Origin of the sequence: Trinickia dinghuensis, from assembly GCF_003367175.1 — a bacterium.
Lineage (GTDB): Bacteria > Pseudomonadota > Gammaproteobacteria > Burkholderiales > Burkholderiaceae > Trinickia > Trinickia dinghuensis.
On sequence record NZ_QRGA01000003.1, the window covers coordinates 215,343 to 241,304 of the forward strand.

The 25,962-nt window shown below is 64.3% G+C and carries 21 protein-coding genes; 10 read left to right on the plus strand and 11 right to left on the minus strand.

The window, feature by feature from the left end; all coding sequences use genetic code 11:
- The first annotated feature begins 6 nt into the window (after positions 1 to 6).
- From gmhB to DWV00_RS05180, 5 genes are all read left to right on the plus strand, one after another.
- Positions 7 to 564, plus strand: a complete 558-nt coding sequence (gene gmhB / locus DWV00_RS05160; protein ID WP_115532477.1) for a D-glycero-beta-D-manno-heptose 1,7-bisphosphate 7-phosphatase — start codon at positions 7 to 9, stop codon at positions 562 to 564.
- 63 nt (positions 565 to 627) lie between these two features.
- Complete coding sequence (locus DWV00_RS05165; RefSeq protein WP_115532821.1) at positions 628 to 1,410, plus strand: lysophospholipid acyltransferase family protein; 783 nt, start codon at positions 628 to 630, stop codon at positions 1,408 to 1,410.
- A gap of 39 nt (positions 1,411 to 1,449) precedes the next feature.
- A complete protein-coding gene (locus DWV00_RS05170) occupies positions 1,450 to 2,319 on the plus strand; it encodes a M48 family metallopeptidase (RefSeq protein ID WP_115532478.1) in 870 nt (289 codons plus the stop codon).
- Between the two features lie 290 nt (positions 2,320 to 2,609).
- The gene (locus DWV00_RS05175) at positions 2,610 to 3,497 is read left to right on the plus strand and encodes a hypothetical protein (RefSeq protein WP_147297843.1); all 888 of its coding nucleotides are present in this window, start codon (positions 2,610 to 2,612) and stop codon (positions 3,495 to 3,497) included.
- A gap of 30 nt (positions 3,498 to 3,527) precedes the next feature.
- Positions 3,528 to 4,628 carry a hypothetical protein gene (locus tag DWV00_RS05180; RefSeq protein ID WP_115532480.1) on the plus strand — a complete coding sequence of 367 codons (1,101 nt, stop codon included), beginning with the start codon at positions 3,528 to 3,530 and terminating at the stop codon, positions 4,626 to 4,628.
- Between the two features lie 111 nt (positions 4,629 to 4,739).
- Here DWV00_RS05180 and gloA read toward each other — a convergent pair whose 3' ends face one another.
- Positions 4,740 to 5,129, minus strand: coding sequence for a lactoylglutathione lyase (gene gloA, locus DWV00_RS05185; RefSeq protein WP_115532481.1), 390 nt, complete (start codon positions 5,127 to 5,129; stop codon positions 4,740 to 4,742).
- A gap of 240 nt (positions 5,130 to 5,369) precedes the next feature.
- Between gloA and DWV00_RS05190 the strand changes: the two genes are divergently transcribed.
- Positions 5,370 to 6,323: a DMT family transporter gene (locus tag DWV00_RS05190; RefSeq protein ID WP_115532482.1), complete on the plus strand. Its 954-nt coding sequence runs from the start codon at positions 5,370 to 5,372 to the stop codon at positions 6,321 to 6,323.
- Between the two features lie 96 nt (positions 6,324 to 6,419).
- Here DWV00_RS05190 and rsmA read toward each other — a convergent pair whose 3' ends face one another.
- The 4 genes from rsmA to DWV00_RS05210 form a co-directional block, all read right to left on the minus strand.
- Positions 6,420 to 7,235, minus strand: coding sequence for a 16S rRNA (adenine(1518)-N(6)/adenine(1519)-N(6))-dimethyltransferase RsmA (rsmA, locus tag DWV00_RS05195; protein WP_181885367.1), 816 nt, complete (start codon positions 7,233 to 7,235; stop codon positions 6,420 to 6,422).
- A 62-nt stretch (positions 7,236 to 7,297) separates the two neighbouring features.
- On the minus strand, positions 7,298 to 8,299 hold the full coding sequence (gene pdxA / locus DWV00_RS05200; protein WP_115532483.1) for a 4-hydroxythreonine-4-phosphate dehydrogenase PdxA: 1,002 nt from the start codon (positions 8,297 to 8,299) through the stop codon (positions 7,298 to 7,300).
- A gap of 46 nt (positions 8,300 to 8,345) precedes the next feature.
- Positions 8,346 to 9,716, minus strand: a complete 1,371-nt coding sequence (locus tag DWV00_RS05205) for a peptidylprolyl isomerase (protein WP_115532484.1) — start codon at positions 9,714 to 9,716, stop codon at positions 8,346 to 8,348.
- A gap of 83 nt (positions 9,717 to 9,799) precedes the next feature.
- Positions 9,800 to 12,163, minus strand: a complete 2,364-nt coding sequence (locus DWV00_RS05210; protein ID WP_115532485.1) for an LPS-assembly protein LptD — start codon at positions 12,161 to 12,163, stop codon at positions 9,800 to 9,802.
- 223 nt (positions 12,164 to 12,386) lie between these two features.
- Between DWV00_RS05210 and DWV00_RS05215 the strand changes: the two genes are divergently transcribed.
- Together DWV00_RS05215 and murU are read left to right on the plus strand one after the other, a co-directional pair.
- Positions 12,387 to 13,421 carry an aminoglycoside phosphotransferase family protein gene (locus DWV00_RS05215; RefSeq protein WP_115532486.1) on the plus strand — a complete coding sequence of 345 codons (1,035 nt, stop codon included), beginning with the start codon at positions 12,387 to 12,389 and terminating at the stop codon, positions 13,419 to 13,421.
- A 46-nt stretch (positions 13,422 to 13,467) separates the two neighbouring features.
- Entirely contained in the window at positions 13,468 to 14,202 is a 735-nt protein-coding gene (murU, locus tag DWV00_RS05220) for an N-acetylmuramate alpha-1-phosphate uridylyltransferase MurU (protein ID WP_115532487.1), read from the plus strand.
- An 89-nt stretch (positions 14,203 to 14,291) separates the two neighbouring features.
- On the opposite strand, the gene DWV00_RS05225 is transcribed toward murU, so the two are convergent.
- Complete coding sequence (locus DWV00_RS05225; protein WP_115532488.1) at positions 14,292 to 16,181, minus strand: ABCB family ABC transporter ATP-binding protein/permease; 1,890 nt, start codon at positions 16,179 to 16,181, stop codon at positions 14,292 to 14,294.
- Positions 16,182 to 16,388: 207 nt separating this feature from the next.
- Between DWV00_RS05225 and DWV00_RS05230 the strand changes: the two genes are divergently transcribed.
- Positions 16,389 to 16,787, plus strand: a complete 399-nt coding sequence (locus tag DWV00_RS05230) for an acyl-CoA thioesterase (RefSeq protein WP_115532489.1) — start codon at positions 16,389 to 16,391, stop codon at positions 16,785 to 16,787.
- Between the two features lie 68 nt (positions 16,788 to 16,855).
- On the opposite strand, the gene DWV00_RS05235 is transcribed toward DWV00_RS05230, so the two are convergent.
- The gene (locus DWV00_RS05235) at positions 16,856 to 19,525 is read right to left on the minus strand and encodes a sensor domain-containing protein (RefSeq protein ID WP_115532490.1); all 2,670 of its coding nucleotides are present in this window, start codon (positions 19,523 to 19,525) and stop codon (positions 16,856 to 16,858) included.
- Positions 19,526 to 19,840: 315 nt separating this feature from the next.
- Positions 19,841 to 20,317 (minus strand): nitrate reductase associated protein, encoded by a 477-nt coding sequence (locus DWV00_RS05240; protein WP_115532491.1) that lies wholly within the window; start codon positions 20,315 to 20,317, stop codon positions 19,841 to 19,843.
- 152 nt (positions 20,318 to 20,469) lie between these two features.
- Between DWV00_RS05240 and fdhD the strand changes: the two genes are divergently transcribed.
- Entirely contained in the window at positions 20,470 to 21,306 is an 837-nt protein-coding gene (gene fdhD / locus DWV00_RS05245) for a formate dehydrogenase accessory sulfurtransferase FdhD (RefSeq protein ID WP_115532492.1), read from the plus strand.
- 24 nt (positions 21,307 to 21,330) lie between these two features.
- On the opposite strand, the gene DWV00_RS05250 is transcribed toward fdhD, so the two are convergent.
- The 3 genes from DWV00_RS05250 to DWV00_RS05260 form a co-directional block, all read right to left on the minus strand.
- Positions 21,331 to 22,098, minus strand: coding sequence for an enoyl-CoA hydratase (locus tag DWV00_RS05250; RefSeq protein WP_115532493.1), 768 nt, complete (start codon positions 22,096 to 22,098; stop codon positions 21,331 to 21,333).
- An 86-nt stretch (positions 22,099 to 22,184) separates the two neighbouring features.
- Positions 22,185 to 23,384 carry an acetyl-CoA C-acyltransferase gene (locus DWV00_RS05255; RefSeq protein WP_115532494.1) on the minus strand — a complete coding sequence of 400 codons (1,200 nt, stop codon included), beginning with the start codon at positions 23,382 to 23,384 and terminating at the stop codon, positions 22,185 to 22,187.
- 34 nt (positions 23,385 to 23,418) lie between these two features.
- Positions 23,419 to 25,857 carry a 3-hydroxyacyl-CoA dehydrogenase/enoyl-CoA hydratase family protein gene (locus DWV00_RS05260; RefSeq protein WP_115532495.1) on the minus strand — a complete coding sequence of 813 codons (2,439 nt, stop codon included), beginning with the start codon at positions 25,855 to 25,857 and terminating at the stop codon, positions 23,419 to 23,421.
- Positions 25,858 to 25,962: the final 105 nt, after the last annotated feature.

Consider the following 25,962-nt stretch of genomic DNA (forward strand, 5'->3'; position numbering starts at 1 on the left):
ACTGCCATGACCTCCGCCAAGAAGCTCGTCGTCCTCGATCGCGACGGCGTCATCAACGTCGATTCGGACGCCTTCATCAAAACGCCCGACGAGTGGATCGCGATCCCGGGCAGCCTCGAGGCGATCGCGCGGCTCAATCAGGCCGGCTATCGCGTCGCCGTCGCCACGAACCAGTCGGGCATCGGCCGCGGCTTGTTCGACATGGCGACGCTGAACGCGATGCACGAGAAAATGCATCGCGCGGCGGCGGTTCTCGGCGGCCGCATCGATGCCGTCTTCTTTTGTCCGCACACGGCCGAAGACCAATGCGAGTGCCGCAAGCCGAAGCCAGGCATGCTGCAGGCGATCGTCGACCGCTTCGAGATCGACCCGGCCGCGACGCCGACCGTCGGCGATTCGCTGCGCGATTTGCAGGCCGGCGCCGCGCTCGGCTTTCCGACCCACCTCGTACTGACCGGCAAAGGCAAGAAGACGCTAGCGGCGGGCGGCCTGCCCGAGGGCACGAAGGTGCACGACGACTTGAAAGCGTTCGTGCTGTCGTTCCTCGCGGAGCAGCAAGAATAAGTAGCGCGTGAGCGCGTGCGCGGCACGCCTCACGCCAACCGATCGAAGACACCGATGCGATTCATCCGCTTTTTCCGCTCGCTGCTGTTGTTCCTATATTTCATCTTCTACACCGCGCCGTATGCGACGGCCTGCTTCATCGCTTTCCCGTTCATGAACGCGGACCGGCGCTACTGGATGGCCGTCGGCTGGTGCCGTTCCACGGTCAACGTCGTACGCTATCTGAACGGGATTCGCTATCGGATCGAAGGGGCGGAGAATTTGCCCGACGGCCCCGCCGTGCTGCTCTCGAAGCATCAGTCGGCATGGGAGACCGTCGCGTTTCCGGCGATCATGCCGCGCCCGCTGTGCTACGTGTTCAAGCGCGAGCTGCTTTACGTCCCGTTCTTCGGCTGGGCGCTCGGCATGCTGAAAATGGTTCACATCGACCGCAAGGAAGGCAAATACGCGTTCGCCTCCGTCGTGAAGCAAGGCAAGCTGCGCATGAGCGAAGGCGCTTGGGTGATCATGTTCCCCGAAGGCACGCGCACGCCGGTCGGCAAGCAAGGCAAGTACAAAACCGGCGGCGCGCGCTTCGCGATCGACTCCGGCGCGCCTGTCGTGCCGATCGCGCATAATGCCGGTCATGTCTGGCCGCGCAATTCGTTCATCAAGTACGCGGGCACGGTGACGGTGTCGATCGGCAAGCCGATCGAGTCCGCCGGCCTCACGCCCGACGAACTCAATACGCGCGTCGAGGCGTGGATCGAGGCGGAAATGCGCCGCATCGATCCCGACGCCTATAGCGATGCCGACGGCGCCGCCGGTCCGCGTGCCAGCCGCCGCTCGAATGCGCAAGCAACGTAAGTAGGTAAGGTACAACCTAAGCAGGTAAGCCGCCCAACAATGCCAAAGTCCGCCAAGCCTCCCGCGGCAAGCGCGCTCGATACGCGACAGCTCGACCTGCCGCTGTTCGGCAGCCCGGCCGACGAAGGCGCGCTCGTCCCGCCGGCGGTCTCGGCACCGCCTCGGCAGGAGCCGACGCCGAACGGCGTGAAGCTGCGGCGCGTGACGTTGAATGGACACACGATCGAATACGCGTTGAAACGCTCGTCACGACGCACGATCGGATTTTCGATCGACGGCAGCGGCCTGGCGATCACCGCGCCGCGCTGGGTCACGCTGGCCGATATCGAGACGGCAATCGCGGGCAAGGAGCGCTGGATCGTTGCGAAACTGGCGGAATGGCAAACGCGCGCCGAACAGCGCGCCTTGCCGCGCATCGAATGGCGCGACGGTGCGCAGATTCCCTACCTCGGCAAACCGGTGCAAATCGCGCTCGCGTCGGCGAATGCGTCGCTCGTGTTCGACGAGCGGAACGCGACCCTAGCGCTGGCGCTGCCGGCTCACGCCGACGCGCAGCAGATCAAGGATCGCGTGCAAGGCTGGCTGCAAACCGAGGCCAAGCGCGTGTTCGGCGAGCGGCTCGACTACTATGCGCAACGGCTCGGCGTCGCGTACAAAGGCTATGCGTTGTCTTCGGCGGCCACGCGCTGGGGCAGTTGCTCGAGCGACGGCCGTATCCGTCTAAATTGGCGGCTCATTCACTTTCCGATGTCGATCGTCGACTACGTCGTCGCGCACGAACTGGCTCATTTGCGCGAAATGAATCACAGCCCGCGGTTTTGGCAAACGGTGGAATCGATCTTTCCCGAGTTTCGCGAGGCGCGGCACACGCTCAAGCATCATCCGCCGGAATTGCTGCCGACGCTTTGAGGAGTTGCGGGCGCGATATCGCTCGTTTCGATTTGTGGTCGTAGTCGCGGTGTTTTTGATTCTCGGTCAAAAAACAAACTCTGCACGACTCCCTTCTTTTTGACTCATAGTCAAATTCCCCACTCAATAGTTTATATCGGGTGACGTCGTGCACGTCGCGCGTTGCTATCGCTCGTCAGTCGAAGCGCCACTCTCGTTAGTCGAATAGACAGAAGTCAGGACTACCGTGTAAGCTGTCAAGCGGGCCGTGTCGATATAACGATACGAAATTTTTTCGACAGATCACATTCATGACTTTCTCATTACACAGCGCCTATTCGTCACTGAAGGGGTCCGTCCATGCGGGCGGACGACGGTTGCTATCGCAGCGTGAATCGTTGGCGGGGAAAACGCCGCCGGGTCGCGGCATCGAAGCCGGAGTTCGCCGGATGCTTCGTCCGATCGCTTATTGCCTTGCCGCCAGCTTGGCGCTTGGATCGAATTTGAGCCACGCGCAAAAAACCGAGCCTAAGCTGCATCTGATCTACAACGCAAACGCGGATTTGTGTACCTCAGCCTTCCGCACGCTCACATCGATACATCGACGGTATCCGAAGGCGAACTACATAGCCGACGAGCCGAAAGCCTTCTTCTCAACGCCGGGTTTTGGGGAGCCTCATTGGCTGTCGAAGAGCGATCCGGCAGTAGTCGAGCTTGGAATGGGGGACCCGCGGTTTACACGTCTAGACTTCGCCGACGGTCAGCGACTCATCGCTGTTAACGATATTCCGCTTGGCTCCCACGGAGATTTCACGACTGATGTCTGGATCGCGAAGCCAGGTAAAAATCTGGCCATCAGGGATGACATCAAAGTAAACGATGACACGCTCACTTCAGCGGATCCTGCAGACGTCGAACTTTTGATCGACTTCGAGCGGGACAAAGTCCGATCGTCATCGCCCTATCCGTTGGTGAGCCTGGGCAAAAAAACTTTTTCCTTCGACGAAGGGTCTCCGCCAAACAGCAGCGCAATTAAGTCAGCGAACGACCTCTTTATCGGGCCCGATTCGCAAGAACCGTTCGGGTTCAAAGGCAGGCTGTACTTCCTCGTGGGAGCCGCATTCGCCGGTCCGTGGACGATCTATGGGTTCGACAAGAATGCTGTCCCCACGATGGAATGCATTGCAGATTTTCAATAATGAAAAGCGATAACTGCACGGACAACGACCATGAGCGGCGAGACCCTTTCATCCCTGAGCGAATTTACTGGTCACTTCGAAAACGGTGATTTCGCAGCGAAAAACTTTGAGGATCCCTTTTATTACGAAAAATCGACCAAGACGATCAACTTCGGCTATGGGATCAACCTGACCGGCGCCGCCGCAGCTGCCGCCGCCAAACATCCGTATGCCCGGGAGATCATCGATGCGGAATTGAAGGCTCAGGGCATTACCATTACGGAGCATCAGTGGGAGTTGATCCGGAAAATTTCCGCGAATCCGAATCCGCGAGAAGTGGTCGATGACTTGAACCGCTCCCTCCCCGCTAAACACGGCAGCAGCTGGAAATCCGAAGCCGCAGCGGTGATGGACGCCTTCTACGCGAAGATCGTTGAACCCGAACTCGTCAAAAAAGTGCCGAACCTCGATTCGCTGCCTGTCGGCGCGCAATGGGCGCTGAAAGACCTGTACTACAACTCGCCCAAACTCTGGGGCCCGAAGATCGAAAAAGCCGCGAAAGACGGCGATCTCGTCGGCATCGCAAATGAACTCGCATTGGACACGACCCGGCATTCCGCCGGAACAGGCGCTGAACTTCGCTCGCTAGGGCGCGCGACGCTCGCGCTCGGCGGCATCCCGACGTACGGCCCAGACAACACCCTCACCAAAGTGGACTGGTCCCGCAGCAATCAGTCGGATCTATCTCTCTTCCATTTCCTCGCGTTGAGCACCACCGCGCAGGTTGGAATGAACCGCAGCTCAGCGGCCGAATACATTTCGAAGTGGGACCACAGAGTGTCGGCGAGCCACCGCGAGATCCTGGCGTCGCTCGAAACGCATGCTTCGACCGACGCTGCGAACAACAACACCATTACCCCACCGACGCCGCTCGATACGCATCCCGTCGACGCAGCGAACCAGAACACCATCAGTCCGGCCATGCCGCTCGATACACATCCCGTCGACACGGCGAATCAGAACATCATCGCCCCAGCAGCACCGTTCGATCTGTACGCCGTCGACGCCGCAAACCCGAGCACCATCACCCCAGCGGCACCGGATACCGCCGAGCTGCTCGTCGCCAACGAGCGCCGACCACGCTTCTGTTAATGACGAAGCGGCGCGGCACGCAAGCCCTGGAGCAGCTACCGCGCCCGCTTCCTTGACCTCCACCGCCCTCACACCGCGCAGTCGCACACCCGCGCTCGAATCGACACGCGCTTACTTCGTCTTCTTCTGAATGAACTCGACTTTATAGCCGTCCGGATCGGTGACGAACGCGATGACGGTCGTGCCGTGCTTCATCGGCCCTGCTTCGCGCGTGACGTTTCCGCCCTGCGCTTTGATCTTCTCGCACGCGGCATAGGCATCGTCCACCTCGATCGCGATATGGCCGTACCCGGCGCCGAGGTCGTAGGCCGTGGTATCCCAGTTGTGAGTGAGCTCGATGACCGCGCCCTCGCTCTCGTCCGTGTAGCCGACAAACGCCAGCGTGAAACGGCCTTCGGGATACTCGTGGCGGCGCAGCAGCTTCATGCCGAGCAGCTCGGTATAGAACTTGAGCGAGCGGTCGAGATCGCCGACTCGCAGCATCGTGTGCAGCAAACGCATCGTGAACTCCGGTTTCGTCGAAAAGAAGCGAATCTACCAAGAAAGCGTGATGGCCGCTCGCCCTGCCGTCATTGGGGTTACCTGTCCCCGGCCAAGCCAGTGCGCCAACGTTTTGGTAAGGTACACAGGCTCGTACCGGAATTTCGTCGACGCCGCCCGTACCGTCAACGACGTCAACGAATAGGCAGCGCCCCCTTACCATCCACGCTCCGCTCCAATCCACGCCTAAAGATATTTCGCATGAACACCGCCGCAGCAATCGCCACGCCGGCCCCCGTGCGCCGCGCCCCCGACACGTTCGCCATCGCCCTAATGGTATTGCTGTGTGCGATCTGGGGCCTGCAGCAAGTCGCGATCAAGACGACGAACGGCGCGCTCGGCCCCATGCTGCAGGCCGGCCTGCGCTCGACGATCGCCGCGCTGCTCGTGTTCGGCTGGGCTCGCTTGCGCGGCACGCCGCTGTTTCGGAGGGATGGAACGCTGGGCGCCGGCGTGCTGGCCGGCATCCTGTTCGCGGGCGAATTCGTCTGCATTTTCGCGGGCCTCACGTTGACGAGCGCCTCTCGCATGGCCGTCTTCCTTTACACGGCGCCGTGCTTCACCGCACTAGGTTTGCACGCGTTCGTCGCCGGGGAGCGGATGCGCCGGCTGCAGTGGTACGGTGTCGCCGTGGCGTTCGCGGGCATCGCGCTGGCATTTGCCGACGGCTTCGCGCAAGCACCGGCTCCCGGCGCTTCCGCCCTCGCCGGGGTCCTCGGCGACGCGCTCGGGGTGCTCGGCGGCGTCATGTGGGCGGCGACGACGGTCGTCGTGCGCGCCAGCTCGCTCTCGCACGCAAGCGCGAGCAAGACGCTGTTCTATCAACTGGTCGTATCGGCCGTCGTTTTGCTCGCGCTCGCCTTCGCGCTCGGCGAGCAGCATCGCGTGCAGATCACGCCGCTGGCCGTGGCAAGCCTCGGCTACCAGGCCGTTATCGTCGCGTTCGTCAGCTACTTGACGTGGTTCTGGCTGCTCACGCGCTACATCGCCTCGCGGCTGTCGGTGTTCTCGTTTTTGACGCCACTGTTCGGCGTAGCCTTCGGCGTCGTGCTGCTCGGCGAATCGTTCAACACGCGCTTCGTGCTGGCAGCGCTGCTCGTGCTCGCCGGCATCGTGCTCGTCAACGCACCGGCACGCGCCGCAGCGCGCCAGTGAAGTAGCGAGGGACTTCATTCGCGTCGGGCTTGCGGCTTTCGGCGCGCTTGCATCGCTCGCCGCGCTTGACGCAGCGTAAGTCTCCCGCCGAAGTTCTTACCGCGCGCCCAGCGTTTGCGCCACGCGCACGTATTCGTCGACGGGAACATCCTCGGCGCGCCGTGCAAGATCGAAACCGAGCCCTTCGAAATCCACGCGATCGCGATACGCCGAGAGCGTATTGCGCAGCATCTTGCGCCGCTGCGAAAACGCTGCCGTCACGAGTTCGCCGAACACCGCCATGTCGACGGGCGCAAGCTCGCGCGGCGCGTACGGAATCATCCGCACGATCGCCGAATCGACCTTCGGGGGCGGCTGAAACGATTCGGGTGGCACGTCGAGTTGCTTGTCGATCACGTAGCGATACTGCAGCATGACCGACAGCCGCCCGAACGCCTTGGTACCGGGCTCGGCCACCATGCGCTCGACCACCTCGTTCTGCAGCATGAAGTGTTGATCGACGACGACCGGCGCGAACGTCATGAGGTGAAACAGCAGCGGGCTCGAAATGTTGTACGGCAAATTGCCGACGATACGCAGCGTCGGCTTCTCTTGCGTCTCGACGAGCGACGCGAAGTCGAAGGCCAAGGCATCGCCCGCGTGCAGCGCCAAAAGCTCGCCGAATTTGTCCTGCAATCGTGCGATGAGATCGCGATCGAGTTCGACCGCGTGCAGCGGCGCCTCGGGCGTGGCGAGCCGCTCGACGAGCGGCTCGGTCAGGGCGCCGAGGCCCGGCCCGATCTCGACCATCCGCTGCCCGCGCTCCGGCCTGATGAGTGAGACGATCGAATCGATGATGCCGAGATCGACGAGGAAGTTCTGCCCGAATCGCTTCCGTGCGAAATGGCCTTGATGCTGTCTGCTGGTGGACATCGAAATGTGAAAACCGAAAGGGTCGAAAAACGCCGCGCGGCCGAATTGATCAACGGCGATCGTCAGCCGGCGCGCCGGTTGCGCGCCATCGTGACAGCCGTGTCGATCGCCGCGATCATGCTGCCCGCATCCGCGCGCCCCGTGCCCGCGAGATCGAGAGCGGTGCCGTGATCGACGGACGTGCGGATGATCGGCAGCCCCAGCGTGATATTGACGCCCTCGCCGAAGGTCGCGTATTTGAGCACCGGCAGCCCTTGATCGTGGAACATCGCGAGCACGCAATCGGCCTCGTCGAGATAACGGGGCTGAAACAGCGTATCGGCCGGATAGGGGCCGCGCGCGTCGATGCCCCGCTTAACCGCCTGCTCGAGTGCCGGCGAGACGACGTCGATCTCTTCGCGCCCGAGGTAGCCGTTCTCGCCTGCATGCGGGTTCAAGCCCGTGACGAGAATGCGCGGCACGGGCAAGCCGAAATCGCGCCGTAAATCGTGATCGATGATGGCGAGGGTCTGAACGAGGCCGTCGACGCTAAGCGCAGCCGGCACGTCCTTGAGCGGCAGGTGCGTCGTGGCGAGGGCCACCCGTAGCGGGCGGGCGCCCGTGCCGGCCAGCATCATCACGACGCGCGCCGTACCTGTTCGTTCGGCGAGGTATTCCGTATGCCCCGTGAACGGGACACCGGCATCGTTGATCGTGCTCTTTTGCAGCGGCGCCGTCACGATCGCATCGAACCGCTCGCCCAGCGCGCCGTCGATCGCATCGTCGAGCAAGCCGAGCACGTAGCGGCCGTTGGCGGCATCGAGCCGGCCCGCCTGCGAAGCGGCGGCAAGCGGCCGGTGCCCGACGCCGACATGACCCGCTCCGCGCAGCGCCGCCCACTCGACGCCGACCGCGCGCGCACGCGCCTCGATCAACGCGGCATCGCCGAGCACCGTGAACGTCGCGCCGGGCCAATGGGCCGCGGCGCCCGCAAGCGCCGCCGCCGTCAGCTCCGGACCCACACCGGCCGGTTCACCGGTGGTGATCGCGATATTCAGCGGGGCTGGGCTTGCGGTGCTCGTCATCGTGGAGGGTGGCTGGTCTATCGTCTGTCGTCTGCCATCTATCGGCTCACTGCTGCGCAACCGGAACGTCGACCTTGTATTGGACGTAGGCCGAATCGCGCAGTTCGCGCAGCCAATCGGAATACGCTTGCTCGGCCTTGCGCTGGCCGATCGCCTGACGCGCCAGGTCCATCTGCTGCTGAACGGAACCCTCCGCGTCGCGCCGGCCGAGGACCTGGATCAGGTGGTAGCCGTACTCGCTGCGCACCGGCTCGCTGATTTCGTTGTCCTTCAGGTCGTTCATCGCGCGCTCGAACTCGGGCACGGTTTCGCCGGGGCTGATCCAGCCGAGGTCGCCGCCTTGCGAGGCCGAGCCGTCTTGCGAATAAGTACGCGCAAACTGCGCAAAATCGCCGCCCGCCTCGATCTGCTGCCGAATATCGAGCAGCTTTTGCCGCGCGGCGGCTTCGGACTCACCCTGGCCCACGCGAATCAGAATGTGCCGCACATGCGTTTGCACGAGCTTCGGGGCATCGGCCGCCGAGCCGCCGATACCGACGCGCCGGTCGACGAGACGCATCACCTCGAAGCCGTCATCGGTCCGGATCACGTCGGGCGCGACTTCGCCGGGGCGCAAATCTTCCGCGGCCTTGACGAACGCGTCCGGCAGATTTGCCGGTGCCTTGAAGCCCAAATCGCCGCCTTGCTTCGCGTCGGCCGCTTGCGAATTCTCTTTCGCGAGCGACTCGAACTTAGCGCCGGTCGTGGCCTGCGTCAGGATGGCCTCAGCCTTCTTGTGTGCGGCGTCGACGACGTCCTGTGCGGCACCGGCCGGCACCTTGACTAGAATGTGCTCGATGCGCAGATCCTGCTGGGCTCGCGCGCCCGGCCCGCGCTGGCTGGCGATGTAGTTCGCGACTTCGGCGTCGGACACCGACACCTTGCTGTCGACCTCTTTTTCACGCAGCTTCTGGAGCGTCAGTTCGTTGCGAGCATCGCTCGAGAACACCGACCAAGGCACGCCTTCGCCTTCGATCCGCGAACGGTAGACGTCGAGCGGCAGCTTGTTCGCCGCTGCGAGCCGCTGCAGCGTCTTTTGGACGTCCGCGTCGCTGACGACGATGCCGTCTTCCTTCGCCTTTTCGAGCTGAACGCGCTCGAGCACCATTTGATTGAGCACCTGCGAGCGCAGTTGAGCTTCCGGCGGCACGGGCGCGTGCTGCTGCTGAAGCCGCCGCGAGATGAGGCCCATGCGCTCGTCGAGTTCGCGCATGGTGATGACGTCGTCGTTGACGACCGCCGCGACGGAATCGACCGTCTGACCGGCTGCGGTTTGTCCCTTCAATGCCTGCGCCATGGCCGGCGCGGCCGACAGAAGAACGGCGGAAGCCACTGACGCCGCAAGCGTTGCCCAGCGAAGCTTATTCACGATTGCCACAGATGCTCCAAATATCCTGGGCCGCTTTTCGCGCCCCTTTTTTGCGCACACGACCCGGAAGGCCGTACGCGTTGCTCGTCCAATTACTCGTAATTGGTGAACCGTGCCAACGGCGGCAGCGGCGGCGGCGGCGGCTCGTAACCCGCCACGCCCGCGCGGAATGCCGCTACGAGCCCGTTATCGACATTCGAGAGGCCCTTTAGCGTCAACTGCGCCAGCACCCGCGTATCCGTCGTGTACTGCCCCAAGGAATTGACGCCGTTAGCATAACGCTGCGCGCCGACACCGAGAATCCAGCAATCGGCATCGTACTGGAAGCCGGCGAGGGCGTCGACGAAGCGATGCCCATCCAAATCGTATTTGGCCCGGGCCACGGCGTAGAGCCGGTGCGTCAGCGGCCATTCCCCCGAAACCAGTATCTGGTTGATCGGCTGGTTGCTGAGCGTCGGGTTCGCACGGGTGTACCGATAGGCTACGTTGATGACCTTGCGGTCTTCGGGACTGAACCCAAAGCCGATGCTCGAGCGCACAAGCTGATGCTGGTCCGCATTATATTGGAACGCCGTCTCCGAGGCGAAATCGGCTCCGAGCTTAAGCGAAGCCCCAACGAGCAGATCCGAATGACTCGTGGCCGGAGTGGGCGTGGTCGAGTCCAGCACCACTCGCTGATCGGTGAAGTAATACTGCTGCGCGATCACGAAGCGCGCGCGCTCGTCCCCGGTCGCCGCATTGATGAAGCGCGTCGTCAACGCCGCCGTGAGGCGGTTGGCGTCGGCGATGCGGTCGTTGCCGACGAACGTATTCGGCGTGAAGATTTCGGCCAGACCGAAGTCCGATTCGGCCGTATCGAACAGTGGTGCGAAGCTCTGGTCGCGGTACGGCGTGTAGACGTAGTAGAGCCGCGGCTCGAGCGTCTGGATGTAGTCGTCGCCGAACAGACGGATCGAGCGGTCGAAAACGAGCCCGCTGTCGAAGCTGAAGGTCGGAATCGATTCCGTGAACGCCTTCGGCTGTCCTGCCGGCGCCGTGCTTGAAATGTTGCTCAAGTCGTACGACGCGAAGTGCCACTGCACCTTCGGCGTGACGAAATACCCCGGCCCGACGATTCCGTACGACACGTACGGGTTGAACACGAACCGGTCGCCCTCGGTCGAATCGGCCGTCGTAATCCGAAAGCGCGAGTAGTCGGCCTCGGCGCCGAAGTCGAATCCGCCGATGTTGTACTTCGCGTATTTGACGTTCAACTCCGGCTCGCGGCCGTACGGCGGCGTGGAACCTTGCTGCGTTTGCCAGTGCTGCACGCGCGCGAGCACCGACCAAGGCCCGTTGTTGTAAGTGAGGCCGGCTTCCTGCTGGAACAGCGTCTGCGTGCCGTTCAGGAACTCGTTGCCGGCCGAGGCGAGATCCTTGGTGTAATTTTGATCGGAGACCCGGTTATACGAGACGTACGCGCCAAAGCCGTTACCGAGGCTCTGAGCGTGCTGCCAGTAGATCGCATACCGATTCTCATGGGCGAGCGCATCGTTCGGCAGAAACTCGGCGGTGAACGTACCCGAGTAGGTGGGCGACAGATAGCGGAACGCCGCCTGCGTTTGCACGCCGCGCTTGGAGATCAGGCGCGGCGTCAGCATCAGATCGCGATTGGGCGCGATGTTGAAATAGTACGGAAGCGATAGCTCCAAGCCGTTCGTCGAGCCCATCGAAAACGTCGGCGGCAACAAGCCGCTCCGTCGATCGCCCGTGAGCGGAAACGACATCCACGGGCTCGCGAAGATCGGCACGCCTTGGAAAAACAGCACGCTGTTGTGCGCGACGCCTTCGTCCGCGCCCGTATCGAAATCGAACCGCGAGCCGCGGATGTACCACGAGGGTTTCTCGCACTGGCAAGCCGTATAGGTGCCGCTCGTGAACTCCGAGCGCTCGGCATCGAGCAGATCGACACGCTGCGCGCTGCCCGAGCCGCCGTTCGAATTGAAGTGGTACTTCGGCAGCGGCATGTAGCCTTGGCTGGCCTCCACCTTCAAATGCGCTTCCGGGCCCGCGAACAACACGCCGTTTTCGATCACGCGCACGCTGCCGTACGCGTCGGCCATGTCCGTGTCCTGATCGTAGTGGAACGCATCGGCCTTGATCACGGCCACGCCGCGCCGCAGTTCGCCCGCGCCCTTCACCGCGACGTCCTGATCGGCCGTGCCTCGCGCCTGATCGCCGATCACGAAGGTGGCGGGCGAGCTGCCCGGGAGCAACGGATGCTCTTCGAGCTGCGGCGCAAGCCGCAGCCCCCATGGCGCATCGGTCTGCTGCGGCTGCGCGGCAGCGCCCGACAACTGTGCATGGGATACGGAAGGCATCAAGCCCGGTACGGCGATCAATGCCGTAGCGAGCCGCCTCAAGCGCGGCAGCTTGTCGCCGGAAAAATTCGTTAAAAGGGGCTGTCTGGGCGGCATCTATCGTTTGGCGAATCGGCTCGGCGGCGCTCTCCCCACCCGCCGCACGTTACTCGGACCGCCCGCGTGCGCGCCGCGCCGCGGCGCATGCCGGCGACGAGCGCGCGCATACGGACGACGAGCAGTCGAACGGAACCGTGCAAAAGCCGACACGGGAACAGGGGCGCAACATGAAAAGTCGTCGGGTATTATATGGCAAGACGTTTTGCAGCCCGCTGACACAATGACCGATTTCCCCACCGATACCCGGCGCGATGCGCTCGCCGCCTGGCTCGGCACGCTTGCTCCCCGCTACGGCCTCGACTTGCCGAGCCTCGTCCCGGCCTCGGCCGATGCCAGCTTCCGCCGCTATTTCCGCCTCGCCGCCGCCGGCGAGCACGGCGCGTCGCTGATCGCCGTCGACGCGCCGCCTCCCGAAAAATGCCGCGAGTTCGCGCAGATCGCGCAGATGCTGGCCGACGCCGGCGTGCACGTGCCGCGCGTGCTCGAATGCGACTTCGACGCGGGCTTCATGCTCGTGACCGATCTCGGCACGCGCGCCTATATCGCCGAGATGGACTCGAGCGATACCGCGCGCGCCAAACCGCTGATGCGCGCCGCGATCGATGCGCTGATCCGCTGGCAATCGAGTTCGCGCGAGGACGTGCTGCCGCCTTTCGACGAAGCGTTCCTGCGCCGCGAGATGGAGCTGATGCCCGAATGGTACGTGGCTCGGCACATCGGCCGCGAGGTCGACGAGAAGATCCGCGGCGTGCTCGACCGTACCTATGCACTGCTGATCGCGAGCGCTCGCGCGCAGCCGCAAGTGTTCATGCTGCGCGATTTCATGCCGCGCAATCTGATGATCTGCGAGCCCAACCCCGGTGTGCTCGATTTTCAAGATGCGGTGTACGGGCCGATCGCCTATGACGTCGCATCGCTGCTGCGCGACGCATTCATCAGTTGGGACGAAGAGTTCGAACTCGACTGTTTCGTCTACTACTGGGAGCGCGCCAAAAAGGCCGGCCTGCCCGTCGACCCCGATTTCGGCGAGTTCTACCGGCAGATCGAATGGATCGGGCTGCAACGGCACATCAAGGTCCTGGGCTTGTTCGCCCGGCTGCACTACCGCGACGGCAAGCCGCGCTACCTGGCGGACTTGCCGCGCTTCGTCGGCTACGCGCGCAAGGTAGCCGAGCGCTATCGCCCGCTCGTGCCGTTCGCACGGCTGCTCGACGATCTCGAGAGCCGCGCGCCGGAAGTCGGCTACACGTTTTGAGCGGACGATCGACGGTCCACAGTCCAAGATCCTAGACACTCACCCGATGACGCACGCACTCACGACGGCCATGATTTTCGCCGCGGGCCGCGGCGAGCGGATGCGCCCGCTCACCGACACACGGCCCAAGCCGCTGCTCGAAGCGGGCGGCAAGCCGCTCATCGTTTGGCAAATCGAACGTCTCGCACAAGCGGGTTTTACGACGATCGTCATCAACCACGCGTGGCTCGGCGAGCAAATCGAGCAGATGCTGGGAGACGGCGCGCGCTACGGCGTACAGATCGCCTATTCTGCCGAGACCGAGGCCCTCGAAACGGCGGGCGGCATTGCCAAGGCACTGCCGCTGCTCGAGGCGGACGGCTGCGCGCGGGTGTTCGCGGCCGTCAGCGGAGACGTGTTCTGCGATTTCGACTACGCGCGGCTGCGCGAGCCGGCCGCGCGCGTGGCCGCGTCCGAGCAACCGCGCATGCACCTCGTCATGGTGCCGAATCCGCCTTTTCATCCGCGCGGCGATTTCGCGCTCGACGGGACGGGGCATCTGTCGCTCGAGGGAGAGACGCGCTACACGTTCGGAAACATCGGCGTCTACGACACGCGCATGTTCCACGCGCTTGCCCCGGGCGAGCGCCGCGCGCTGACGCCCTACTACCGGGAGACGATCGCCTCGGGACTCGCGAGCGGCGAGCTTTACGAAGGGCGCTGGGAAAACGTCGGCACCCCCGATCAATTGCGCGCCCTCGATGCCGCGCTGCGCGGCGCCGGTCGCGCCGTCAACGGCTAAACGCCGACGGCCAACACGCGACGCCTAACGGCTGACGCCTAAGCGCCGGCCGCGCCATCCTCGGGAAATCCTAGGCGAAGGCGAGCGACTCAAGCGCCTTCGCCGTGCGCCGCGCTTTCCGCATGCGCGCGAGAGACGGCGCGCTGCTGCAGGGCCCACATTTGCGCGAATGCCCCACCCGCCTCGAGCAGATCGGCGTGCGTCCCGCGCTCGACGATGCGCCCGTGATCCATCACGATGATCTGCTCGGCATGCACGACGGTCGAGAGCCGATGCGCGATGACGAGCGTCGTGCGCCCGCGCGCGATCTGATCGAGTTCCTGCTGGATCGCGCGTTCCGAATGCGAATCGAGCGCGGACGTCGCCTCGTCGAAAATGAGGATCGGCGGATTCTTGAGCAGCGTGCGCGCGATCGCGACGCGCTGTTTCTCGCCGCCCGATAGTTTGAGCCCGCGCTCGCCCACGGCCGTGTCGTATCCCTTCGGCAAGGTTTCGATGAAATCGTGGATATGGGCCGCGCGCGCGGCGGCGATCACTTCGTCGCGCGTCGCCGAGGGGCGCCCATAGGCGATGTTGTAGTAGATCGTGTCGTTGAACAGGACCGTATCCTGCGGCACGATCCCGATCGACGCGCGCAGCGAATCCTGCGTCACGTCTCGAACATCCTGCCGATCGATGGTAATGGCGCCGCCCCGCTCGCGATCGATGTCGTAAAAGCGGAACAGCAGCCGCGCCAGCGTCGATTTGCCCGAACCGCTCGGCCCGACCACGGCCGTCGTCGTGCCCGCCGCGATCGAAAACGTGACATCGTCCAGGATGATGCGCGAATGCTCGTAGCCGAAACGCACGTGCTCGAAGCGCACTTCGCCGCCGTGCACGGCGAGCGGGGCCGCACCGGGCGAGTCGGGCACCTCGCGCGCGGCGCCGAGCAGCGTGAACATCCGGTCCATGTCGGTCAGGCTCTGCTTGAGCTCGCGATAGACCACGCCCAGAAAATTCAGCGGCACGTACAGTTGCAGCATGAACGTGTTGATGAGCACGAGATCGCCAAGCGTGAGCCGTCCCGCCATCACGCCTTGCGTCGCGCGCCACAGGATCAGGACGAGCGCCGTGCCGATGATCGTTTGCTGACCGAAGTTGAGCACCGACAGCGAGTTTTGCGATTTGATCGCGGCGGCCCGGTAGCGCTTCAGGTTTTCGTCGTAGCGACGCGCCTCCCAGTCTTCGTTGTTGAAGTACTTGACCGTCTCGTAGTTGAGCAGCGAATCGATTGCCCGCGAGTTGGCGCGCGAATCGAGTTCGTTCATCGTGCGGCGAAAATGCGTGCGCCACTCCGTCACCTTGACCGTGAACACGATGTACGTCACCAAAGCGGCAAACGCGACGAGCGCGTAGTAGGCCTCGTATTTGACGACGAAGAAACCGAGGACGAGGCCGACTTCGACGAGCGTCGGCAAGATGCTGTAGAGCGAGTACGAGATCAGTTGCGATATGCCGCGCGTGCCGCGCTCGATGTCGCGCGACATGCCGCCCGTCTGCCGGTCGAGGTGAAAGCGCAGCGAAAGCGAATGCAAATGGCGGAATACCTTCAGCGCGATCTGGCGCACGGCGCTTTCCGTCACCTTCGAAAACAGGATTTCGCGCAGTTCGGTGAACATCGACGTCGATAGCCGCACGAGCGCATAGGCGATGACGAGCAAGCCCATCCCGCCGGCGAGCACGATCGCCGGGTCGTGTTCGGCGCGGCCGAGCGCCGTCAGCCGCTGCATCGAAGCGAGGCCGTCGACGATGTGCTTCATGACGATCGGCACGCCGAGATTGGCGAGCTTCGCGCTGATGAGGCACGACAACGCGAGCGCGACGCGCCCCTTGTAGTCGGCGAGATAGGGAAGCAGCGAACGAATCGTCTGCCAGTCGCGGCGCGGCGCGCCGGAGGCGGCGGCGGGCGCGGGTTCTTGCGAGGAGCTGTAGCGGCGCATGGGGCGAAATAGAAGCAAAGCCGCGGCGGCGGCGGATCGAGCGGCGGCCCGCGGGACCCGCGCTTCCCCGGCGAACGGTGCGCCGCCCAGTGTCCTGAGCGCGACCCGTGCGCCGTGTGCGCGTTTGCCCGTACAATTTCGCTGGCCGGCCTATCGTTGACGGCTATTGTCGCAGGCTCGGCCCATTGTCGCTGAACAGGTACCCCGATGACCCACTCCCCCCCGCTGCTTCCGCAAAAAAACTGCGCACTGCGCGTCGTGCCGCAGCCCTCTGACGCCAACGTGCACGGCGACGTGTTCGGTGGCTGGATCATGGCGCAAGTCGACATCGCGGGCTCGATTCCCGCCAGCCGGCGCGCCAACGGCCGCGTCGCGACGGTCGCCGTCAACTCGTTCGTGTTCAAGCAGCCGGTTTTCGTCGGCGATCTGCTCAGCTTCTACGCCGATATCGTGAAAACGGGCACGACCTCGATTACCGTATCGGTCGAAGTGTTCGCCCAACGGATGAGCCTGACGGAAGAACTCGTCAAAGTGACGGAAGCCACGCTCACGTACGTCGCGACCGACAAGGACCGCCGTCCGCGCGCGCTTCCTGATCTGAAGTAACAACAATCGGCGGCGGGCCGCTCGCCCTGGCGCGGCAGCCCCAAGCCTCTAGCTTCACGCGCGCGGAATCAAGCCGGCACGCCCGCGGCCGCGCGTGCGCTCAGCGCGCCCGCTTGCTGCAGCATTTCGGGAATGGCGTCGTGCGGCATGGGCCGCGCAAAGAAGTAGCCTTGCATTTCGTTGCAGGCCCGCTCTTTCAGGAAGTCGAGCTGCGCCGCCGTCTCGACGCCCTCCGCGATCACCTGCAATTGCAGCGAATGCGCGAGCGCGATGATGGCGGACGTGATCGTTTCGTCGTCGCTCGAGGCGCCGATGTCGGACACGAACGAGCGGTCGATCTTCAGACGATCGACCGGGAAGCGCTTCAGATAGCTCAAGCTCGAATAGCCGGTGCCGAAGTCGTCGATCGCGAGGCCGATGCCGAGCGCGTGCAGTTCGGCCAGCATCGTCACGGCCTCCTCCGCGTTGCGCATGATCGTGCTCTCGGTCAACTCCAGCTCCAGATACTGCGGCTCCAGGCCTGTTTCCTCGAGGATCGCCATCACGAGCTTGGCGATGTCGCGCTGCTGGAACTGCCGCGCCGACAAATTCACCGACACGCGCGCGGGCGGCAATCCCTCGTCCTGCCAAGCCTTGTTCTGGCGGCACGCCTCGCGCAGCACCCACTCCGACAGGGGGCCGATGAGGCCGCTCTCCTCGGCCACGGGAATGAACGCCGACGGCGGCACGAGCCCCACTTCGGGATCGAGCCAGCGCACAAGCGCCTCCATGCCGACAATCTGCCCCGTCTCGATGTCGACCTGCGGCTGGTAGTGCAGCAAAAATTCGCCGTCCCTCAGTGCACGCCGCAAACGCCGCTCGAGGTTGAGCCGGGCCCCGACGCTCGTGTTCATCTCGGGCTGGTAGAACTGGAACGTGTTGCGGCCCATGTCCTTGGCGCGGTACATCGCGAGGTCGGCCTTCTTCAGCAGGGTCTCGACATCCTCCCCGTCCTGCGGGAACAAGCTCGCGCCCATGCTGCAGCCCACGTAGAGCTCGGTGCCGTCGAGCCAGACAGGTTCGGAGATCGTGGCGCGCACGCGCTCCATCCAGCCGATCAGCGTCTTCTCGTCGACGGCGTCGGTCAGCACGATCACGAATTCGTCGCCGCCGTGCCGCGCGACCGTATCGCTCGGCCGCGCGCTGCGCGCGAGCCGTTCGGCCACCACGCACAGCAGCCGATCGCCGATGCTGTGGCCGAGGCTGTCGTTGACGTTCTTGAAACCGTCCAGGTCGATGAAGACGGCGGCGAGCGGTTTGCCGCGCGCGATCGCCTGATCTAGACGCTCGCGCAGCAGATTGCGGTTCGGCAGCCGCGTCAGGCCGTCGTAGTTCGCCTGATACTCGAGCTGCTCCTGGTAGCGGATCAGATCGGTGACGTCGTTCACGACGCCGATATGATGCGTGGTGTTGCCGTCCGGATCGGGCACCGGCGCAATGAACAGCTGATTCCAAAAGAGCGCGCCGTCCTTGCGATAGTTGCGCAAGACCGCGCTCACTTCGCGGTTGGCGGCTAGGCCTTCTCGAATCTCGACGAGCCCTTCCTGATCGCGGTCGTCGCGCTGCAGGAAGCGGCAATCCTGGCCGACCACTTCCGCCGGATCGTAGCCCGTGATGCGCTTGAACGCGGGGTTCGCGTATTCGATCACATGGCCGTTGCCCGACGCCGCCGTGATCAGAATCGCATTCACGCTGGCATCGAGCGCCCGGCTTTGCAGACGCAGGGCGAGATCGGAGCGCTTGCGGTCGGTCACGTCCGTGTACGAACCGAGCACGCCTATGACGCTGCCGTCGCCGTTCGTCAGCGGAATCTTGCTCGTGATCCCGGCCCGGAGAGCGCCGTCGATCAGCACCTCGAACTCGTGGTTCATTTTCGGCACGCCGGTCGCGATCACCTCTTCGTCGGCCTTGCGCAGCGCATCGGCGAGCGCGGACCACGGCAGGTCTTCATCGGTCTTGCCGATCACCTGCTCGGTGTAGGCCAGGCCCGCATCGCGCGCGAACGCCATGTTGCAGCCGAGGTAGCGGGAATCGCGGTCCTTCCAGAAGATGCGCTGCGGGATGTTGTCGATGACCGTCTCGAGCATGTGGCTCGAACGCTGCGCCTCGGCTTCGGCCTTGATTTGCTCGGTCACGTCGTCGGCCAGCACGAACATCGCCGGGCGGCCCATGAACGTCAGCGCGTGATTCGTGATGTCGGCGCTCAATTGCGTGCCGTCACGGCGCCGCTGGCGCCAAACGCCCGCCGACACGCGCCCGCGGCGCGGCGCCGCGTGCCCGCGCACGAGATACGATTCGAGCCGGGCGATTTCGTCGGGCCAGCACAGATCGCGAATCGTCATACCGAGAAACTCGCTTTCGCCGTAGCCGTACTGCTCGACGGCCGCGGCATTCACGGCGAGATAACCCAGCGTCTCGCGATCGTAGATCCACATCGGCACGGGGTGCGCGTCGAACAGTTCGCGAAACCGTTGGTCGCTGCGCCGCATCGCACGGGCGACGCGGATTTTCGCGCGCGCGGCGCTCTCGCGCACGCCGAAGGTGTAGATGAACATGCCGCAGCCCACCACGAGCGTGACGATAAGCAGGACGGTGGCGAGCCCGGTCGAGTGCTCGTAGGCGACGAACGCGTTAGCGCCGGTCACCGCGGCGGCGGCGGCGACGTTGATCAGCAGCCGTTTCGAGAAAAAGGAACGCATTGGATGTAGAAAGCCGGTCGTCTCTAGTGCCCAGGGTTGAGTTCCTGGGTTTCAGGGCACTCGGGATGGGGCGCGCGGCTTCAGATTTCTACGGGCTCGCTCGTTCCTTCGTGCTGGGATCGATACGGACCTTTACGCGCCAAACCAATGGATAACGGCAGCGTTCGGCGCAAGTTGAGGGTGGCAAAACAAAAATATTCTTACGGCGCTGAGGAATGAACGCCCCAGCGCCTCACAGCGGCTCGACGAAAAAGGTACGAAGCCTGGCGGCCGGACAGCGGTGTTCTCCGCCTTCGATGTTTTATAGGGACGGAATCACTCCATCAGCCCGAACTCGCGCATCGCCGGTAGAAAGTCATGACTTGCCTCCGGTTTGCGCGTGAGTTTCGTCAGAATGTAGCGCTTGAACGGATCGAGTTTCCCCCAGCGCTCGACGCTCGGCACGTTCGCGCCGGCCATCCGGCTGTGGGTGAGCACGCCTTCGGGCACGGCGGCCGCGTTGCGCCAGGCCGGCTCGGGCTCGGGCGAGAACCACTCGGGCTCGAGGTTCGCGTGCGTGCGCATCATTTCGAACAAGGCATGATCGAAGTTCGGCTCGATCTGGGCGTCTTCGTCGACGGGAAACCGCGCCAGCAAGGCGCGGTCCGGATGCGGCAGCAGTTGCCACTGCGCGAGCGAGATACGAAGACCGAAGCGGTCGAGATTGAAGCGGACCGACATCGGCATGTAGGTGAGGTCCTCCGACGATACACGCTCGAAATCGAACAGTAGCGGCGTTTCATGCAATCCCATGGCGTGTCCTTTGGCGCTCGTGCGCCTGCTCGTACGGGCAAGCGGCGCCCGCTTCGGGTATTTTAGAACCTTATCCGCGAAACACCGGCCGGCATCCCTGCGTTGCGGCGGTCGGCCGAAGGGCGTGGTAGTTGGCACTTGGACGAGGAGCGATGTTGAACGACCCGTTGGACGGCTTGGATGAGCGCGGCGTCATCGAGCAAAAAGTACGCCGGCATCGTGACGGCGCGATGGAGGCGACCGTCGACCAGGTCGGCCAGGAATGGCCCGTGGCGCTCGTTTTCAACGGTATTTCGCATGCCGTCATGATGTGCACGCCGCGCGAGTTGGAGGCATTCGCCGTCGGTTTCGCGATTTCGGAAGGGATCGTCGAGCGCGGCAGCGACATTCGTGACATCGAGGTCGCGTTTCACCGCGACGGCGTGGCGATGCCCTATGCGCAAGTCGAATTGACGATCGTGCAACAGGCCTTCGTCGCGCTCAAGGACCGGCGGCGTGCGCTCGCGGGCCGCACGGGCTGCGGCGTCTGCGGCATCGAGAGCATCGATTTGCTCGATTTGGCGCCGGAGCAAGTACCCAATACGGGGTTCTTGGAGCGGCTCTCGCCCGACGCCATTGCGCGAGCCGCGCATGAGCTGCCGTCGCACCAGTCGCTCACGCGCATGACGGGCGGCCTGCATGCCGCCGCGTGGTGCGATGCCGAGGGTGCGATTTCACTGGCATTCGAGGATGTCGGCCGGCACAACGCACTCGACAAACTGATCGGCCGCCTCGTGCTCGATCGCGTCGATGCGACGAACGGCTTCGTCTTTCTGTCGAGCCGCGCGAGCTATGAACTCGTGCGCAAGGCCGCCCGCGTCGGCATTCCGATGGTGGCGACGATCTCGGCGCCCTCCTCGCTCGCCATCGCGATCGCGCGGCAGGCCGGGATTCGGCTCGTCAGCTTTTGCCGGGAGACGAGCTACGTCGAGTACGGCGGCGGCGCTTGAAGCGCCGCCGTCACGGCCGGCGCTTCAACCGAACTGCCGGAAATCCGGCTTGCGTTTCTGGAAGAACGCCATCATCGCTTCGCGCGCCTCGGGGGCGAGCAGCATCTTGCCGAAGTGCACGATTTCCTCCTTCATGCGATCGGCGATTTCCTGCCCATTGGCGCGCTTCATCAGCGCCTTCGTCACGCGCAGCGACGCCGCCGGGAGCGCGGTGAGCTTGAGCGCCTGCGCGTAGGCGAACGCATCGACTTCGCCTGCCGGCAGCAGCCGATTGACGATGCCCATCCGATGCGCCTCCTGTGCGTCGAAGGCTTCGCCGAGCAGGAGCTTTTCGGCTGCCAGCGGGTAGCCCGCGATGCGCGGCAGCAGCAAGCTCGACGCCGCCTCGGGGCACAGCCCCAACTGCGAGAACGGCAGCGAGAAGGTGGCGGACTCGGCCGCATAGACCAGATCGCAGTGCAGCAGCAACGTCGTGCCGATGCCGACGGCCACGCCGACGACCGACGCCACGATCGGCTTCTCCGCACGGCTGATGCGCCGCAGGAACTGCAGCACGGGCGCGTCCTCGCCGCTCGGCGGCGATTTCATGAAGTCCTCTAGATCGTTGCCCGCGCTGAACACCTGCGCGCCGCCGCGAATCAGGATCGCGCGCACCGCCGCGTCTTCTTGCGCATCGGCCAGCGCGTCGGCCATCGTCTGATACATCGCCGCCGTGATCGCGTTTTTCTTCTCGGGCCGGTTCAACGCGATCGTCATCACGCCTTCGGCACTGCGCTCAACCACAATGTCCATCGTCTCTCTCCCAAAGGAAAACGGTTCGCGGCCTCGAAGGATCGCTCCGAGGCGCACGAACCGTCATTGCCGGCTCACGGCGGCAATTACAGCCGTTCGATGATGCCTGCCGCGCCCATGCCGGTGCCGACGCACATCGTCACCATGCCGTACTTCAGGTTGCGGCGGCGCAGGCCGTGCACGACGGTCGCCGCACGAATCGCGCCGGTCGCGCCCAGCGGGTGGCCCAGCGCGATCGCGCCGCCGAGCGGATTGACCTTGGCCGGATCGAGGCCCAACTCGCGCATCACGGCCAGCGATTGCGCCGCGAACGCTTCGTTCAATTCGATCCAATCGAGGTCGTCCTGCGTCAGGCCCGCGGCCTTCAGCGCGGCCGGAATCGCTTCCTTCGGGCCGATGCCCATCACTTCGGGCGGCACGCCGCGCACGGCGAAGCTCACGAAGCGTGCGAGCGGCGTCAGGTTGAACTGCTTCAGGATTTTCTCGGAAACGACGATCAGCGCGCCGGCGCCGTCCGACGTCTGCGAACTGTTGCCGGCCGTGACGGAGCCCTTGTTCGCGAACACGGCGCGCAGCTTGGCCAGGCCCTCGACGGTCGTGTCCGGACGCGGGCCTTCGTCGAGCGCGATCTCGCGCGTCTTCGTCTTCACCTCGCCCGTGGCGAGATCGGGCACGCGTTCGACTATCGTGTACGGCGCGATCTCGTCCTTGAACTCGCCCGATTGCTGGCCGGCGATCGCCTTCTGGTGCGATTCGAGCGCGAAGCGGTCCTGATCCTCGCGGCTCACCTTCCAGCGCTCGGCCACGCGCTCGGCCGTCAGGCCCATGCCGTAGGCGATGCCGAAGTTCTCGTCGCTATCGAAGATGTGCGGCGACATCGACGGCGTGTTGCCCATCATCGGCACCATGCTCATCGATTCGCAGCCGCCCGCGATCATCGCATCGGCCTCGCCGACGCGAATGCGGTCGGCCGCCATCGCGAGCGCCGTAACGCCGGACGCGCAGAAGCGGTTGACCGTGACGCCGCCGACCGATTGCGGCAAGCCCGCGAGCAGCGCGCCGATCCGCGCGACGTTCAGGCCCTGCTCGGCCTCGGGGATCGCGCAGCCGACGATCGCGTCTTCGATGACCTTCGTATCGAGGCCGGGCACCTGCGCCACGGCCGACTTGATCGCGTGCACGAGCAGCTCGTCCGGGCGCGTGCTCTTGAATACGCCGCGCGGCGCCTTGCCGATCGGCGTGCGGCTCGCGGCGACGATGTATGCGTCTTGCAATTGTTTGCTCATTTGCAACTCCTGAATGCTATATGCGTTCGCCGTCTTAGTTGCGCACCGGCTTGCCGGTCTGCAGCATGCCCATGATTCGCTCTTGCGTCTTTTGCGTGCCGAGCAGATCGACGAATGCGCGGCGCTCGAGCGCGAGCAGCCATTCTTCGTCGACGAGACTGCCCGCTTCGACGTCGCCGCCGCAAACGGCTTCGGCAATGCGCGAGGCGATCAAGAAATCGTGCGCGCTGATGAAGTTGCCGTCGCGCATGTTCACGAGCTGCGCCTTGATCGTCGAAATCGCCGAGCGGCCCGCCACCGGAACTTGCTTCACCGGCAGCGGCGGACGATAGCCCGCGGCGGCCAATGCTCGCGCTTCCTTCTTCGCCGTGTCGAGCAGCTCGAACACGTTGAAGACGATCGTGTCCGACGGCTTCAGATAGCCCATCGAACGCGCTTCGATCGCCGAGGCCGACACCTTCGCCATCGCCGCGTTCTCGAACGACTTCGAGAGAAACTTCAGCAGCTCGCCGTTCGACGCGCCGACTGCGGCGGCTGCGTCGACGGCACGCAGCGCGGCTTCCTTCAGGCCGCCGCCCGCGGGCACGAGACCAACGCCGACTTCCACGAGGCCGACATAGCTCTCGATGTGCGCGACACGCTTAGCGCTATGGAGCATCAGCTCGCAGCCGCCGCCGAGCGCGATGCCCGACACCGCGGCCACGACGGGCACGTTCGCGTACTTCACGCGCAGCATGCCTTGCTGGAATTTCTTGACGAACGGCTCGATCCCCTTGGCGCCGCCCATCATGAACTGCGGCATCGCCTCCTCGAGATTGGCACCAGCCGAGAACGGACCGCCGGGCGCGCCGAGCTTGAGCGAGGTCGGCTGCCACACGACGACGCCCTTGTACGACTTCTCAGCGAGCTCGATCGCTTGCGCGAGGCCGTCGAGCACGCCCGGGCCGATCGTGTTCATCTTCGTCTTGAACGAGACGATGACGACGTCGTCTTCGCCCGCTCGGTCATCCACCCACGCGCGAACCGAATCCGTTTCGAACAGCGTCTTGCCGTAAGCCCGCGGATCGACGCCCGTTTCACCGAGCAGCGGCGCGCGGAACACTTGCTTGCCGTAGACGGGCAGCGTCGAGCGCGGCTCGAACTTGTTCGCGGCCGGCGAGAACGAGCCTTCGCCCGTATGGACGCCGCCCTGCTCGGCAACCGCGCCTTCGAACACCCACGACGGCAGCGGCGCTTTCGACAGCGCCTTGCCCGCGGCGACGTCTTCTTGCACCCACTCGGCCACCTGCTTCCAGCCGGCGGCCTGCCAGCCTTCGAACGGGCCTTCGTTCCAGCCGAAGCCCCAGCGGATGGCCAAATCGACGTCGCGCGCGTTATCGGCGATCGACTCCAAATGCACCGCGATGTAGTGGAAGACGTCGCGGAAAATCGACCAGAGGAATTGCGCCTGCGGGTGCTCCGATTCGCGCAGCAGCTTCAGGCGCTCGGCCGCCGGACGCTTGAGGATGCGGCCAACGAGCTCATCGGCCTTCGCACCGCCTTCGACATACTCGCCCGTCTTGGCGTCGAGCACCTTGATGGCCTTGCCGTCCTTCTTGTAGAAGCCGCCACCGGTCTTCTGACCGAGCGCACCCTTCGCGACGAGCGCGGCCAGAACGGCGGGCGTCTCGTACACGGGGAAGAACGGATCGTCGGCGAGGTTGTCCTGCATCGTCTTGATGACGTGCGCCATCGTATCGAGGCCGACGACGTCCGCCGTGCGGAACGTGGCCGACTTCGCGCGACCCAGGCGCGAGCCCGTCAGATCGTCCACTTCGTCGAAGCGCAGCCCGAACTTGGCCGCTTCCGTGATGACGGCGAGGATCGAGAAAATACCGACGCGGTTCGCGATGAAGTTCGGTGTGTCCTTGGCGCGCACGACGCCCTTGCCGACCACGCTCGTCAGGAACGATTCGAGATCGTCGAGAATTTGCGGCCGCGTGTGCGTCGTCGGAATCAGCTCGACGAGATGCATGTAGCGCGGCGGGTTGAAGAAGTGCACGCCGCAGAAGCGCGACTTCAGCTCGTCGGAGAATCCTTCGGACAACTTGGTGATCGACAGGCCCGACGTGTTCGTCGCGAAAATCGCATTCGGCCCGAGATGCGGCGAGACCTTCTTGTACAGGTCGTGCTTCCAGTCCATCCGTTCGGCGATCGCCTCGATGACGAGATCGCACTCGCCGAGCTTGGCGATGTCGTCTTCGTAGTTCGCCGGCTCGATGTAGCGGGCGTCGTCCTTATTGCCGAACGGCGCGGGCGACAGCTTCTTGAGGTTCTCGATCGCCTTCAAAGCGATCGCGTTCTTCGGGCCTTCCTTGGCCGGAAGGTCGAACAGCAGCACCGGCACCTTGGCGTTGATCAGGTGCGCGGCGATCTGCGCGCCCATCACGCCGGCGCCGAGCACGGCCACCTTGCGAATGATCAGATTGCTCACGTCTTTCCTCCGTCGGAGTCATGCGTTTTCGCTGGCTCGATAGCTGCGCGTCGCGCACGGCGCATGCAGCTTCGTCATCGAGATGCGGTAAATCGGGTTGATCAC